This window comes from Pseudomonas sp. NY15181 (assembly GCF_048068055.1).
Taxonomy (GTDB): domain Bacteria; phylum Pseudomonadota; class Gammaproteobacteria; order Pseudomonadales; family Pseudomonadaceae; genus Pseudomonas.
Genome location: NZ_JBLUPT010000005.1, coordinates 240,469 through 254,398 on the forward strand (window position 1 = coordinate 240,469; position 13,930 = coordinate 254,398).

At 65.9% G+C, this 13,930-nt stretch carries 11 protein-coding genes and 1 pseudogene; 6 read left to right on the top strand and 6 right to left on the bottom strand.

The window, feature by feature from the left end; all coding sequences use genetic code 11:
• Nucleotides 1-50 precede the first annotated feature (50 nt).
• From ggt to ada, 6 genes are all read right to left on the bottom strand, one after another.
• The gene (ggt, locus tag ACNFBT_RS14830; RefSeq protein ID WP_416750486.1) at nt 51-1,724 is read right to left on the bottom strand and encodes a gamma-glutamyltransferase; all 1,674 of its coding nucleotides are present in this window, start codon (nt 1,722-1,724) and stop codon (nt 51-53) included.
• 71 nt (nt 1,725-1,795) lie between these two features.
• The gene (locus ACNFBT_RS14835; protein WP_416750488.1) at nt 1,796-2,530 is read right to left on the bottom strand and encodes an amino acid ABC transporter ATP-binding protein; all 735 of its coding nucleotides are present in this window, start codon (nt 2,528-2,530) and stop codon (nt 1,796-1,798) included.
• Nucleotides 2,527-3,195, bottom strand: a complete 669-nt coding sequence (locus tag ACNFBT_RS14840; RefSeq protein WP_416750490.1) for an amino acid ABC transporter permease — start codon at nt 3,193-3,195, stop codon at nt 2,527-2,529. The genes ACNFBT_RS14835 and ACNFBT_RS14840 overlap by 4 nt, the downstream gene beginning before the upstream one ends.
• Nucleotides 3,192-3,938 (bottom strand): amino acid ABC transporter permease, encoded by a 747-nt coding sequence (locus tag ACNFBT_RS14845; RefSeq protein ID WP_416750492.1) that lies wholly within the window; start codon nt 3,936-3,938, stop codon nt 3,192-3,194. The genes ACNFBT_RS14840 and ACNFBT_RS14845 overlap by 4 nt, the downstream gene beginning before the upstream one ends.
• A 219-nt stretch (nt 3,939-4,157) precedes the next feature.
• Nucleotides 4,158-5,066, bottom strand: a complete 909-nt coding sequence (locus tag ACNFBT_RS14850; RefSeq protein ID WP_416750494.1) for a glutamate/aspartate ABC transporter substrate-binding protein — start codon at nt 5,064-5,066, stop codon at nt 4,158-4,160.
• 388 nt (nt 5,067-5,454) lie between these two features.
• Nucleotides 5,455-6,516 (bottom strand): bifunctional DNA-binding transcriptional regulator/O6-methylguanine-DNA methyltransferase Ada, encoded by a 1,062-nt coding sequence (gene ada, locus ACNFBT_RS14855; RefSeq protein ID WP_416750496.1) that lies wholly within the window; start codon nt 6,514-6,516, stop codon nt 5,455-5,457.
• 124 nt (nt 6,517-6,640) lie between these two features.
• Between ada and ACNFBT_RS14860 the strand changes: the two genes are divergently transcribed.
• The 6 genes and pseudogenes from ACNFBT_RS14860 to ACNFBT_RS14885 all read left to right on the top strand — a co-directional run bounded on the left by ACNFBT_RS14860 (nt 6,641) and on the right by ACNFBT_RS14885 (nt 13,923).
• Nucleotides 6,641-8,983, top strand: a complete 2,343-nt coding sequence (locus ACNFBT_RS14860) for an ATP-binding protein (RefSeq protein ID WP_416750498.1) — start codon at nt 6,641-6,643, stop codon at nt 8,981-8,983.
• A 66-nt stretch (nt 8,984-9,049) separates the two neighbouring features.
• Nucleotides 9,050-10,231 (top strand): response regulator, encoded by a 1,182-nt coding sequence (locus ACNFBT_RS14865; protein ID WP_416750500.1) that lies wholly within the window; start codon nt 9,050-9,052, stop codon nt 10,229-10,231.
• 72 nt (nt 10,232-10,303) lie between these two features.
• Entirely contained in the window at nt 10,304-11,197 is an 894-nt protein-coding gene (locus ACNFBT_RS14870) for a PA4780 family RIO1-like protein kinase (protein WP_416750502.1), read from the top strand.
• A 5-nt stretch (nt 11,198-11,202) separates the two neighbouring features.
• Nucleotides 11,203-11,766, top strand: a complete 564-nt coding sequence (locus ACNFBT_RS14875; RefSeq protein WP_416750674.1) for a nucleotidyltransferase family protein — start codon at nt 11,203-11,205, stop codon at nt 11,764-11,766.
• 482 nt (nt 11,767-12,248) lie between these two features.
• Nucleotides 12,249-13,146: pseudogene (locus tag ACNFBT_RS14880) on the top strand (EamA family transporter).
• Between the two features lie 63 nt (nt 13,147-13,209).
• Entirely contained in the window at nt 13,210-13,923 is a 714-nt protein-coding gene (locus tag ACNFBT_RS14885; protein WP_416750504.1) for a hypothetical protein, read from the top strand.
• Nucleotides 13,924-13,930 lie beyond the last annotated feature (7 nt).

A 13,930-nucleotide genomic window follows, 5' to 3' on the forward strand; every position in this document is an offset into this window, starting at 1 on the left:
CGGCACGGCGATGGGCTGGCTCGGATACCACATGGTGCGCGTTCCGGGGATCAGGGTTTGACCACCAGTCCGATGCCGCGGCCGCGCGGATCGGAGGCGGTTTCCAGAGCCTTGCCGTCGACGCGGATGGCCTGGATGTCACCCATGTTCCAGCCCTGGTCTTCCAGGGTGTAACCCATGGCTTTCAGCTCGTCGGCAACCTTGCCGGTGAGCGGGGCGTAGGCGTCGAAGTAGATGGTGTCTTTCGGCAGCAGCTGGTGGTGCACGCGCTGCGCGGCCACGGCCTTCTCCAGGGGCAGGTGGTAGTCGTAGACGTTGTTCAGTACCTGGAAGATCGAGGTGAAGATCCGCGAGCCGCCGGGGGTACCCAGCACCAGGCTGACCTTGCCGTCGCGGGTGACGATGCTCGGGCTCATGGAGGAGAGCATGCGCTTGCCCGGCTCGATGGCGTTGGCATCGCTGCCGACCACGCCGAAGGCGTTGGCCACGCCCGGCTTGGCGCTGAAGTCATCCATCTCGTCGTTGAGCAGGAAGCCGGCGCCCTTGACCACCACGCCGCTGCCGAAGTCCCAGTTCAGGGTGTAGGTGTTGCTGACGGCGTTGCCGTCCTTGTCGACGATGGAGAAGTGCGTGGTCTGGTGCGGCTCCAGCCCCGGACGGACCTTCTCGGTGGGCGAGATGGCGTTCGGGTTGACCTCGGTGGCGCGCTTGGCGATGTACGCCGGGTCGGTCAGCTGGGCCACCGGCACCTTGGAGAAGTCCGGGTCGCCCAGGTAATCGGCGCGGTCGGCGAACACGCGCTTCTCGATTTCCGCGAGCAGGTGGATGTACTTGGCGGAGTTCAGTTCCACGCCCTTGAAGTCGGCGGCGCGCTGTTCCTTGATGCCGATCAGCTGGGCCAGGGCGATGCCGCCGGAGCTGGGCAGTGGCGCGGTGTACAGGGTGTTGCCCTGCCAGTCGATGCGCATCGGTTCGCGCCACTTGGCGCTGTAGCCGGTGAGGTCTTCCTGGGTGATCAGGCCACCGTCCTTCTTCATCTGCGCGACCAGCAGCTTGGCGGTCTCGCCCTTGTAGAAGTCGTCCGGGCCCTTGTCGGCGATGCGCTCCAGGGTCTTGGCCAGTTCCGGCTGCTTGAAGGTCTGCCCCGGCTTCATGGTGCCGAAGTAGTCGCCGAAGTTGGTCTTGCCGTTGAACAGCGCGATGGCGTCCTGGCGGTACTGGTACTGCTGGTCGGCGACCTTGAAGCCGGTCTTGGCGTAGCCGATGGCCGGGGTCAGCAGTTCGCTCCACTTCAGCTTGCCGAAGCGCTTGTGCGCCTCCCACAGACCCATCACGGTACCGGGCACGCCGGCGGCCTTGGTGCCGACCAGGCTGAGGTTCTCGATCACCTCGCCCTTGTCGTTCAGGTACATGGTCTTGGTTGCGGCCTTGGGCGCGATCTCGCGGTAGTCGAGGAAGTACGGCTTGCCGTCGATGTACAGGGTCATGAAGCCGCCGCCGCCGATGTTGCCGGCTTCGGGGTAGGTGACCGCGAGGGTGAAGGCGGTGGCGACCGCGGCGTCGACGGCGTTGCCGCCCTTCTTCAGGATCTCGGCGGCGACCTTGGCGCCGTACTGGTCGGGCGCGGCCACCGCGCCGCCGTCGAGGGTGGCGGCGAAGACCGAGGAACTGGCGGCGAGGATCGCGACGCCCAGGGGCAGTTTCGTGAAGTGGATCAGACGCATGGACCTTCCTTATTTATTGTTGTGCTTGTGGTGAGGTTGAACGCCCCGGAGAGCGGGGCGTTCGGGGTGGATCAGTGCGGCAGGATCTTGGCGAGGAATTGCTGGGTGCGTTCGGCGCGGTTCTGCAGGTCGCCGAAGAACTCCTCTTTCGGACAGTCTTCGACGATCTGCCCGCGGTCCATGAAGATCACCCGGTCGGCGACCTTGCGCGCGAAGCCCATCTCGTGGGTCACGCACATCATGGTCATGCCTTCCTGGGCGAGCTGGACCATCACGTCGAGCACCTCGTTGACCATCTCCGGGTCAAGCGCCGAAGTCGGTTCGTCGAACAGCATGACGATCGGGTCCATGGCCAGCGCGCGGGCAATGGCCACGCGCTGCTGCTGGCCGCCGGAGAGCTGGCCGGGGTGCTTGTGGGCGTGGGCTTTCAGGCCGACGCGGTCGAGCAGCTTCAGGCCCTTGTCCATCGCCTCTTCCTTGCTCCGGCCCAGGACCTTGCGTTGGGCGATGGTCAGGTTCTCGGTGATGGACAGGTGCGGGAACAGCTCGAAGTGCTGGAACACCATGCCCACGCGGGAGCGCAGTTTCGGCAGGTCGGTCTTGGGGTTGGCGATGGAGGTGCCGTCGACGGTGATGTCGCCCTTCTGGAAGGGCTCCAGCGCGTTGACGCACTTGATCAGGGTCGACTTGCCCGAGCCGGACGGACCGCAGACCACCACTACCTCGCCCTTGGCGACCCGGGTGTTGCAGTCGGTGAGAACCTGGAAGTCGCCATACCACTTGCTGACGTTATCGATGGAGATCATACGGTTAACCTTTTCTGCAGGCGCTTCACGCCGAAGGACGCGGCGAAGCTGATGACGAAGTAGACGAGACCGGCGAAGATCAGGAACTCATGGGGCTGGCCGATGATGTCGCCACGGGAGCGGGCGGCGTTGAGGAAGTCCATCAGGCCGACGGAGTACACCAGCGAGGTGTCCTGGAACAGGATGATGCTCTGCTGCAGCAGCAGCGGGGTCATCTTGCGGAACGCCTGGGGCAGGATGATCAGGCGCATGGCCTGGCCGTAGGTCATGCCCAGGGCGTAGGACGCGCCGATCTGGCCCTTCGGGATGGCCTGGATGCCGGCGCGGACGATCTCGCAGTAGTAGGCCGCCTCGAACATCATGAAGGCCACCAGGCACGAGGTGAACGCGCCCACCGGGGTGTCCTGGCCGGTGATCCAGCGCAGGATGAACGGCACCGCGAAGTAGAACCAGGTGATCACCAGCAGCAGCGGGATCGAGCGGAAATAGTTCACGTAGAAGCCGGCGATGTTCGACAGCAGCTTGCTGTTGGACAGGCGCATCAGCGCTAGGAGGGTGCCCAGCACCACGCCGCCCAGAATGCCCAGTGCCATCAGCTGCAGGGTACTGAGCATGCCGTCCCACAGGCCGGGGAGGGCGGGAACGATCTGACTGAAGTCCATCATTTGCCTCCCACGGAGATCAGGCCCGGTACGGCGACTTTCTTCTCGATCATGCGCATGGTCAGCATCAGGCTCATGTTCAGGGTGAAGTAGATCAGCGTGGCCAGGGTGAAGGCCTCGAACAGGTTGGCGCTGAACTCGGCGGTCTGCTTGGTCTGCGCCAGCAGCTCCATGAGGCCGATCAGCGAGGCCACCGAGGAGTTCTTGAAGACGTTGAGGAACTCGGAGGTGAGCGGCGGAATGATGATCCGGAAGGCCTGCGGCAGCAGCACGTGCTGGTAGATCGCCGGCAGGCGGAAGCCCATGGCGCTGGCGGCGGCGAGCTGGCCCTTGGGCAACGCCTGGATGCCGGTGCGCACCTGCTCGCAGACCCGCGCGGCGGTGAACAGGCCCAGGCACACGACGACGCTGATGAAGGCCGAGGTTTCCGGGGCGATGCCCAGCTTGAACCAGTCCTGGATCGGCTGCGGCAGGTAGTCCGGCACCAGGAAGTACCAGATGAACAGCTGCACCAGCAGCGGCACGTTGCGGAACAGCTCCACGTAGGCAGTGGCGATGCCGGACAGCCAGCGGTTGGGCAGGGTGCGCATCACCCCCAGCAGCGAGCCGAGCGCCAGGGCGATGACCCAGGCCGCGAGCGAGACGGCGATGGTCCAGCCAAGGCCGGTGATGTACCAGTCCAGGTAGCGCTCGTCGCCAATCCCGGTGGACTTGAAGAACACGCCCCAGTCCCAGTTGTAATCCATGACGGGTTTCCCCTCAGCGTTGTTCACGTTCCGCTGCGCGGAGCGTGAGCAGGTATTTGTCTTCACGGTACGAAGCCGGAAGCGGGCATGCAGCGGCCCGCCACCCGCGGGTAGCGGGTGTTCCGGCATCGTCATCAGGAGGTGTGGGCCGGGAGCGCATGGCGTGCGCTCCCGATCCCTCACGCAGCGCCGCCTTGTGGGCGCAGCCGCGCGCGACCGTTACATCTGCTCGGCAGACTTGTCGGTCGGAGTGGCGATCAGCTTCTTGAGCTCATCGCTCATCGGGAAGTTGAGGTTCAGGTTCTTCGGCGGGATCGGCTTCATGAACCACTGGTCGTAGATCTTGTTGATCTCACCCGAGGCGAAGGTATCGGCGATGGCCTTGTCCACCACCTGCTTGAACGGTGCGTCGCCCTTGCGGACCATGCACGCATAGATCTCGTAGGACTGCGGCTTGCCGACCACGTGCCAGTCGGCCGGGTTCTTGGCCTTGGCCATTTCGCCGTAGAGCAGCGCGTCGTCCATCATGAAGGCCACGGCGCGGCCGGATTCAAGCATCAGGAAGGACTCGCCGTGGTCCTTGGCCGAGATGATGTTCATGCCCATCTGCTGCTCGGCGTTCATCTGCTTGAGCAGGCGCTCGGAGGTGGTGCCGGCGGTGGTCACCACGTTCTTGCCCTTGAGGTCCGCGAAGTCGTTGACGCCCGAGGTGGTCTTGGTCAGCAGGCGGGTGCCCACTTCGAAGATGCCGACGGAGAAGTCGACCTGCTTCTGGCGCTCCAGGTTGTTGGTGGTGGAGCCGCACTCGATGTCCACGGTGCCGTTCTGCACCAGCGGGATACGGGTCTGGGAGGTGACCAGGTTGTAGCGCACCTTGAGGTCGGGCAGGTTCAGCTCTTTCTTCAGGGCCTCGACGACCTTCAGTTGCAGGTCATGGGAGTAGCCCACCGGCTGGCGCGGATCGGTGGCGAGGTAGGAGAAGGGGATGGAGGCGTCACGGTGGCCGAGGACGACGGTGCCGGATTCCTTGATCTTCTTCAGGGTACCGGTGAGCTCTTCAGCGACGACGGGAGTGGCGAGCAGCGCTGCGACAATGGCGGCGCCCAGCGCGCGGGGTGCGAAACGCATGGAATCTACCTCGACTGGTTGTGTTTGTTATTCAGTCCTGCGACTGGCGAGGGTTGCCATGCCGCATGCTCGGGATGGACAGGAGCAGGCTCTGTGCCAACTTCTGCATTTGTTTTTAACTTGTTGAATATAAAGGATATTTAGGTAGTCGGCCGCGCTGAGTGCGTAGCGTGCCGTTCGGTAATCCGGATATTCGAGGAAATCTCGTTCGGAAATCCGAACGGTTGGCGTGGGATGCCCATCGGACCGGCCCCTTGCCGGTACGCAAACGGCGGCATGCACGGCGGGGCGCTCCGACCGGTGAAGGGCGCGACCCCGGATGACGGTCCGGGCCGAGCCAGGTGCCAGTGCCGCCGGAGCGGGGCGGCGGTACTGGGCATGGCCGGTCTCAGTCGTTGTCGCTGACCCGGCCGGTGGCGAGCCCCTCGCGGCGCAGCAGCTCGCGCTTGCGCGGCAGACCCCAGCGGTAACCGCCTTCGCCGATGCCGCCGACCACGCGGTGACAGGGCACCAGCAGGCCAATGTTATTGCTGGCGCAGGCGCGGGCGATGGCGCGCGGATGGGTTTCCAACTGTTCGGCCAGCTCGCCGTAGCGCCGCGTCTCGCCACTGGGAATGCGCGTGAGGGCGCGCCAGACGCGCAACTGGAAGGCGCTGCCGTGCAGGTCCAGCGGCAGGTGGGCGGCCTGTTCGGGCTCCGCCAGCTGCGCCAGCACCTGCTTCAGCCAGTCGCCCAGGCCCGCGTCGTCGCGCACGCGCTCGGCGGCGCCGAAGCGTTCGGCCAGTTGCTCCTCCAGCTCCCCGGCATCATCGGCGAACAGCAGGGCGCAGACGCCCTTGTCGCTGGCTGCCATCAGCATCTGGCCCAGCGGGCAGGGCGCGATGACGTAGCGCAGGCGTTCGCCGGCACCCTTCTGCCGGCGCTGCGCCGGGGTCAGCGGGGTGGCGCTTTCGTAGAGGGCACGGGTGCCGGAATAGCCGGCTTCCAGCGCCGCATCCAGTACCGAGCGTGCCTCGGGCAGGGCGGCGGCCAGGCGCTGTTCGCGGCGCGATTCGGCCCAGGCGCGTGGGGTCAGGCCGGTGCGGGCCTTGAAGGCGCGGGCCAGGTGCGAGGCGGAGAGGCCGATGCGGCCGGCCAGCTCGTCCAGGGTCAGCGGCTTCTCCGCGCGGTCGAGCAGTTCGCAGGCCGCGGCGACCAGGGCATCGAGCTGCTCGCGGGGGCTCGGGCCGTTCGGCGAGCAGCGCTTGCACGGGCGGAAACCGGCGGCCTCGGCGGCGGCCGGGCTTTCGTAAAAGGCCACGTTGCCGCGCGAGGGGCGGCGGGCCGGGCAGTTGGGGCGGCAATACACGCCGGTGGAACGCACGCTGAAGACGAAGCGTCCCTCGAAGCGCGCGTCACGCTCGCAGACGGCCTGCCAGCAGCGCTCAGGGTTCAGTTCGAGGCTCATCATGGTGGGTCTCCATGGAATTCGGCGTTGGGGAAATTGTCTGTCCGCCGTTGCGGGCGGGCAATCCGCATCGCGTTTTCAAACTGCGGGCTACGCTTGCGAATGTCCGCCTTCAGAGAGCGTTGCCTTGCTGCGATTCTGCTTCCGCTGCCTGCTGCTCGTCACGCTGTTCGCTCCGGCGCATGCCGATAGCCTGGCGCTGAACGAGCAGGAACGGGCCTTCATCAGTGCCCACGAACCGATTCGCGTCGGACTGTTCCGTGCCGGCTGGCCACCATTCGAGGTGATCGACGAGTTCGACCAGTTCCACGGCATCAGCGCCGACTATCTGCAGCTGATATCCGAGCGACTGGGCATGAAGGTCCGGCCGGTGATCTACAACACCTGGGAGGACGTGCTGGCCGCCGTTCACGCCGGTGAGGTGGATATGGTGCCGTCGGTGGCGATGACCGAGGAGCGCAAGCGTTTTCTGAGCTTCACCCAGCCGTACCTGTTGACCAGCAGCCTGATCTTCGCCCGCCGCGACAGCACCATCCGGGTGCTCGATGACCTGTCCGGGCAGCGAGTGGCGGTCGAGCAGGGCTATGCCGTGCAGGAACTGCTGACGAAGGCCGTGCCCGGCGTCGTCTTCGTGATCAGCGACGATTCGCCCAGCGCCCTGAAGGCCGTTTCCACGGGCAAGGCCGATGCCTATGTGGGCAACCTGATCACCTCGACCTACCTGGTCGAGCAGTTGAACCTGAGCAACCTGGAGGTCCGGGGCGACAGCGGCCTGGGCAACAGCCAGGTGCGCTTTGCCGTGCGCAAGGAGCTGGACCCGCTGGTGCCACTGCTCGACCGTGCTCTGGGCAGCATTTCGAGCAGCGAGCAGGCGGACATCCAGGCCCGCTGGCTGCCGTCGCTGGGCATGTTCGACTGGATGCACCTGCTGCAGATCGCCTGGCCCTGGGTGGTGGGCGTGCTCGCGCTGCTGACCTTCGTCCTGGTGTGGAACCGGCGGCTGTCGATCCAGGTCACCGAACGTGCCCGCGCCGAAGCCGAGGAGCGCCGCCAGCGCAGTACGCTGCTGGCGCTGATCAACGCGATCCCCGACCCGATCTGGTTCAAGGACACCCAGGGCCGTTACCTGGGCGTCAACCAGGCGTTCGCCGACTGCCTGGGGCGGCGCCCGGACGAGATCGTCGGACGCAGCGACCGCCAGTTGTTCAGCCGCAACGCCGGCGCCGGCCGGCACGACCGCGACCACCAGGCGCTGGCCGGCAGCGAGCCCTACGCCAGCGAGGGCTGGGTGATCTACCCGGACGGCCGGCAGGTGCTGTTCGATACCCTGCGCAGCGCCTTCCAGGATGACCAGGGGCGCCTGCTGGGGCTGGTCGGCGTGAGCCGCGACGTCACCGCGCGCAAGTCCACCGAAGTGGCCCTGGCCCAGGCCCGCGACCTCGCCGAAGAGGCCGCGCAGCTCAAGAGCGACTTCCTGGCCAACATGAGCCACGAAATCCGTACCCCGCTGAACATCATCATCGGCCTTGCGCACCTGCTGCAGGAAACCACCCTGGACGAGCAGCAGGTGGATTACCTGGGCAAGATCCAGGGCTCGGGCCAGTACCTTCTGGAGCTGATCAGCAACATCCTCGACCTGTCGCGGGTGGAGGCCGGCAAGCTGGAGTTCGAGCACATCGATTTCGACCTCGAACGCATGCTCGGCGAGCTGTTCGACCTGCTCAGCATCCGCGCGGCGAGCAAGGGGCTGACGGTGCGCTGCGAGATCGATCCGCGGGTGCCGGCCAAGGTGGTGGGCGACTCGCTGCGCCTGCGGCAGATCCTGATGAACTACGCCAACAACGCGCTGAAGTTCACCGAGCGCGGCGAAGTGGCGTTGATCGTCGAGCTGGAGGGGGAAGACGAGGACAGCCTGCAGCTGTACTTCGGCCTGCGCGACACCGGCATCGGTATCTCTCCGGCACAGCAGGACCGCCTGTTCGAGTCGTTCCGCCAGGCCGACAGCTCGATCACCCGGCGCTACGGCGGCTCGGGCCTGGGGCTGGCGATCTGCAAGCGGCTGGCCGAGGCGATGGGCGGCAGTGTCGGCGTGGAAAGCGCGGCGGGGCAGGGCAGCCTGTTCTGGTGCCGCCTGCCGATGGGGCGGGTGGACGATGCGGCGGAAGTGAACCTGGACAGCATCAGCCATGCCGCGCCCCCGCTTCCCGAGCCTGCGGCGAAGGTGGTGGCCCACGCGCCGATCAGCGGCGGCGACGGCATCGAGGTCGAGCGCGTCTGCCGGCGCCTGGCGCAGTTGCTGGCCGCCGACGACCCGCGCGCCGGGCGTCTGCTGGGCGAGCGTGCAAGCCTGCTGCGCAGCGTCTTCAATGAGGGATACGAGGGCATCGCGACGAACGTCAGGCGCTTCGAGTTCGAGCGCGCCCTGGAACACCTGGTGAATCTCGCGAGGGAGCGCGACATCAGGATCTGAACGCCGGCGCGGATGAATGGTCCGATCCGGTGCCGCGTGGCAGTCTGAACAATCAAGGGGAATGCGATGGATAGCATGCTGGACCGGCCGGAGCAGGAGCTGATCCTGGTGGTGGATGACCAGCCGGACAATCTGATGCTGATGAGCGAGCTGCTCATGGACCGCTACCAGGTGCGCGTCGCCGCCAGTGGCGCCAAGGCGCTGCGACTGGTGCAGAGCGATCCGCGCCCGGACCTGGTGCTGCTCGACATCATGATGCCGGAGATGGACGGCTACGAGGTCTGCCGGCAGCTCAAGGCTGACCCGGCCACGCGCGACATTCCGGTGATCTTCCTTACCGGCATGGTCAACGCCTCCGATGAGCAGAAGGGCCTGGACCTGGGGGCGGTGGACTACATCACCAAGCCGATCAGCCCGCCGGTGACCCTGGCGCGTATCCGCGCGCACCTCAACCTCAAGGCCAACGCCGACTTCCTGCGCGACAAGAGCGAGTACCTGGAGCTCGAAGTCCGCCGCCGCGCCCGCGAGCTGCAAGCCATCCAGGACGCCACGCTGGAGGCCATGGCCACCCTCTGCGACCTGCGCGACAACGCCCACAGCCAGCACCTGGTGCGCATCGAGCATTACATGCGCCTGCTCGGCAGCACCCTGGCGCTGCGCAACGAGTTCTCCAACGAGCTCTCGGTGGAAAACATAGAGCTGCTGTCGCGCTCGGCGCAGTTGCACGACATCGGCAAGGTCGCGGTGCCCGATCGCATCCTGCACCACCCCGGCCAGCTCGACGAGGCTGACCAGGCGGTCATGCAAAGCCACACCACGGTCGGCCACGACGCGCTGGCGGCGGCCGAACGCAAGCTGGGCTACCCGGCCGACTTTCTGCGCTACGCCAAGGAGATCGCCCACAGTCATCACGAGCGCTGGGACGGCGGCGGTTATCCGCAAGGGCTGGCCGGCGAGCGCATCCCGATGGCCGCGCGGATGCTGACGTTGATCGACTGCTACGACGAACTCACCAGCCGTCACGCCTACCGCACCTCGCTGGGCCCGGACGAGGCGGCGGCGCGGATCAAGGCCGGCGCCGGCAGCCAGTTCGACCCGCGCATGGTCGAGGCCTTCAGCGAGGCCGCCGAAGGCTTCGCCAGCATCGCCCTGCGCTATGCCGACAGCGACGAGGCGCTGGGGCTGGAGCTGCTGCGCCTGGAGGATGCGGTGATCGAAAACATCGAACTGACGCCGCCCGCCCCCTGATCGCTCTGGGCGACCGCCGGGGATTGCCGTATAAGGTGCGCAGCGCCCGCAGAGAGGTATGCCAGGAAGCCGATGAAGACCCCGAAACGCATTGAGCCGCTGATCGAAGACGGACTGATCGACGAAGTGTTGCGACCGCTGATGAGCGGCAAGGAAGCAGCGGTCTATGTGGTGCGCTGCGGCGACGAGCTGCGCTGCGCCAAGGTCTACAAGGAAGCCAACAAACGCAGCTTCCGCCAGGCCGCCGAGTACCAGGAGGGCCGCAAGGTGCGCAACAGCCGCCAGGCGCGCGCCATGGCCAAGGGCAGCAAGTACGGCCGCAAGGAACAGGAGGATGCCTGGCAGAACGCCGAGGTTGCCGCGTTGTTCCGCCTGGCCAATGCCGGCGTGCGGGTGCCCAAGCCCTACGACTTCCTCGACGGCGTGCTGTTGATGGAAATGATCGCCGACGAGGATGGCGACGCCGCACCACGCCTGAACGACGTGGTGATGGAGCCGGAGCTGGCGCGCGAATTCCACGCCTTCCTGATCCGCCAGATCGTGATGATGCTCTGCGCCGGCCTGGTGCACGGCGACCTGTCCGAGTTCAACGTGCTGGTGGGGCCGGACGGCCCGGTGATCATCGACCTGCCCCAGGCGGTGGACGCCGCCGGCAACAACCACGCCTTCCGCATGCTGGAGCGCGATGTGGGCAACATGGCCGCCTACTTCGGTCGCTTCGCCCCGGAACTGAAATACACCCACTACGCCAAGGAAATGTGGGCGCTTTACGAGGAAGGAAAACTGTTGCCGGACACCCCGCTGACCGGCCATTTCGACGACCCCGAGGACGAGGCGGACGTCGACTCCGTACTGCGCGAAATCGCCGACGCCCTGCGCGAACAGGCGCGCCGCGAGGCTGGCCGCGTCGCCCAAGACGCGCCACAGCCTGACGAACCACCGCCTCCGCCGTGGGAGCAGGCTTGATCGGGTTGCACGACCCCGCTGACATCCTTGCCTTGATCGCCGCGCAGCCGGAGCGCATGCGCCTGCTGCGCGGCGTGCGTGATCACGGCCCGGCCGATGCCTGTATCGGCGCCGGCTTCGTGCGCAACGCCGTGTGGGATGCGTTGCATGGCCATGTCGAGGCGACGCCGCTGGCCGATGTGGATGTGCTGTATTTCGCTGAGGATTGCCGGCAGTCCGAGGCGGACGAAGCCTGGGAGCACCGCTTGCGGGCGGCTTGTCCGGGCGTGCCCTGGTCGGTACGCAACCAGGCGCGCATGCACCTGCGCAATGGTGATGCTCCCTACCGTGACTGCGCCGATGCGATGCGCCACTGGCCGGAAGTCTGCACGGCGGTCGCGGTGCGCTTGTCCGGCGACCAGCTGGAGTTGCTGGCGCCGTTGGGCGTCGATGATCTGCTGAACCTGCGTGTTCGGCCAACCGAACGCTTCCGTTCCAAGCCTGATATCTACCACGAGCGGCAGTCAGCCAAGAACTGGCTTCAGCGTTGGCCGAGGCTGCGTATCGAGTCTGCGCGGGAAGTCCCTTAGCGCGCTTGCTCGCGAACGGGTTTGGCACGGCGCTCTCTTCGAGCATGCAATGACGGCGTGTCTGGACGCATTGGCGCGGGGGATCGCCCTCACCCCAGCCCTCTCCCGAAGGGAGAGGGGGCCGCCCGTGCCGAGTGGGGCAATGGATGCACGTCGGAAATAACGAGTGTGTCAGGACTGCGCCTCGATCCCGCTTCACGCCGAACAACCCCCTCTCCCTCTGGGAGAGGGCTGGGGTGAGGGCAACCCCAGCGCAGATATTTCCAGTAGCCTAGGGCGTATAAGGTTCGAAGTTATACGCCGTTTAGCCTTGATTTCAGTGCACTCCGGGCTCAATCCCGGCACCCGCGCCGCAGCGTGGTGAAGCGGCGTACAACCGCGAACGGTTGTACGCCCTACTGCAACTGTACGGCACCAACTGTATCCATACAGCGGCGGGCCGGACTGGTAGCGTTAGTCCATCCCACCTCGAGCTACCCGCCATGCCCCTGCGCCATATCCTGCTCGCTCTGCTGGTCACCCTGATCTGGGGCGTCAACTTCGTCGTGATCAAGGTCGGCCTGCACGACTTCCCGCCGCTGCTGTTCTGTGCCCTGCGCTTCGCCCTGGCCGCACTGCCGCTGATCTTCCTGCGCGGCCCGCTGCCGGCGCCGTTCTGGCGCATCGTGCAGATCGGCCTGCTGCTGGGTGTGGTGAAGTTCGGCCTGCTGTTCGTTGGCATGCACCTGGGCATGCCTGCCGGCCTGTCCTCGCTGGTGCTGCAAAGCCAGGTCTTCTTCACTGTGCTGATCGCCGCCGCGCTGCTGGGCGAGCGGCCTACCGCGCGCGCATTGCTGGGCCTGGCGCTGGCCGCTGGCGGCCTGCTGCTGATCGGCCTGGAGCGCCCGCTGGGCGACAGCCTGCTGGCCTTCCTGCTGGTGATCGCCGCAGCCCTGGCCTGGGCCTTCTCCAACATTGCCACCAAGCGCTCCGGCGCCAGCGACATGTTGCGCCTGATCAGCTGGGTCAGCCTGATCCCGCCGCTGCCCTTGCTGGTGCTGTCGTGGATTTTCGAAGGCCCTGAAGCGATCGGCCACGCCGTGCTGAACATCAACTGGACCGGCGCCGGCGCACTGCTCTACATCGCTTTCCTCGCCACTACCGTCGGCTTTGGCCTGTGGAGCTTCCTGTTGCGCCGCTACCCGGCCAGCCAGGTCACGCCCTTCGCCCTGGCGGTGCCGGTGTCCGGGCTGCTGTCGGGCTGGCTATTCCTCGGCGAAGCGCTGACCACCCAGGACTGGATGGCTTGCGTGCTGGTCTTCGTTGGCCTGGCCGTGACCGTTCTGCCGGCCTCCCTGTGGCGCCGTCGCGCGGTGGCCAGCGCGTAAGCGGAACAGTTGATTTGCCGGAGCCGAGCGCCCGGTGCAAACTCGCGCGTCAATTTTCTGGAAGGGATATCTGGAGATGTACTCGAAATTCGCCGCGGCGGCTTGGCTGATCTCATTGCTGCCTTTGGCCGCGCATTCTGCTCCTGGTGACAGCGACCTCGCTCAGGCGCGCGAATTGCTGGCCATGTCGCAGAGTTCGATCAAGGACTACGACCTCCTGACGACGCAAGGAGGGACGGATCCCGCACTGCAGACCCAGTTCGTCAACTATGTGACCTTCGCCAAGGAGGCGTTGCCTGCGTTGCGACACTCTGCTGACGAGGGAAACTCTGCGGGCCAGTACCTGCTGGCGATGACGCTCAGGATTCCCATGGTTGAAGGGGCGGCCAGCAAAGATGACATTTGCGATCTACTGATGCGCAGCGCGACACAGCATTTCCTGCCGGCGGTGTTGGTCGGTCCCGCCATCTGCCAGGAGCAGATGGCACAACTGGATGTTCAGGATGGACTGGTTAAGGCTCTAGCGCAGACCTCGCGTGACGCCGGCTACTATCCAATGCAGTCTCCCGGTTACCGCTTTTGTGGACGTAACCAGCGAGCTGCTTTTCCTCTTCCCGAACTGACCCAGAAAGAGTTTGAAGCTGAGGCGTATTACGAGCTTGCTCGGCGTACGAAAGAGGTCGATCGCACTTCGCAGGACAAGAAACTGGCCTACCTGCGAAGTGCAAGGGATCGTGGCTGCGAGCAGATAGATCAGGCGGTGACAGCGCTTGAAGGGCGCTTGAAGTAAGTTCTCC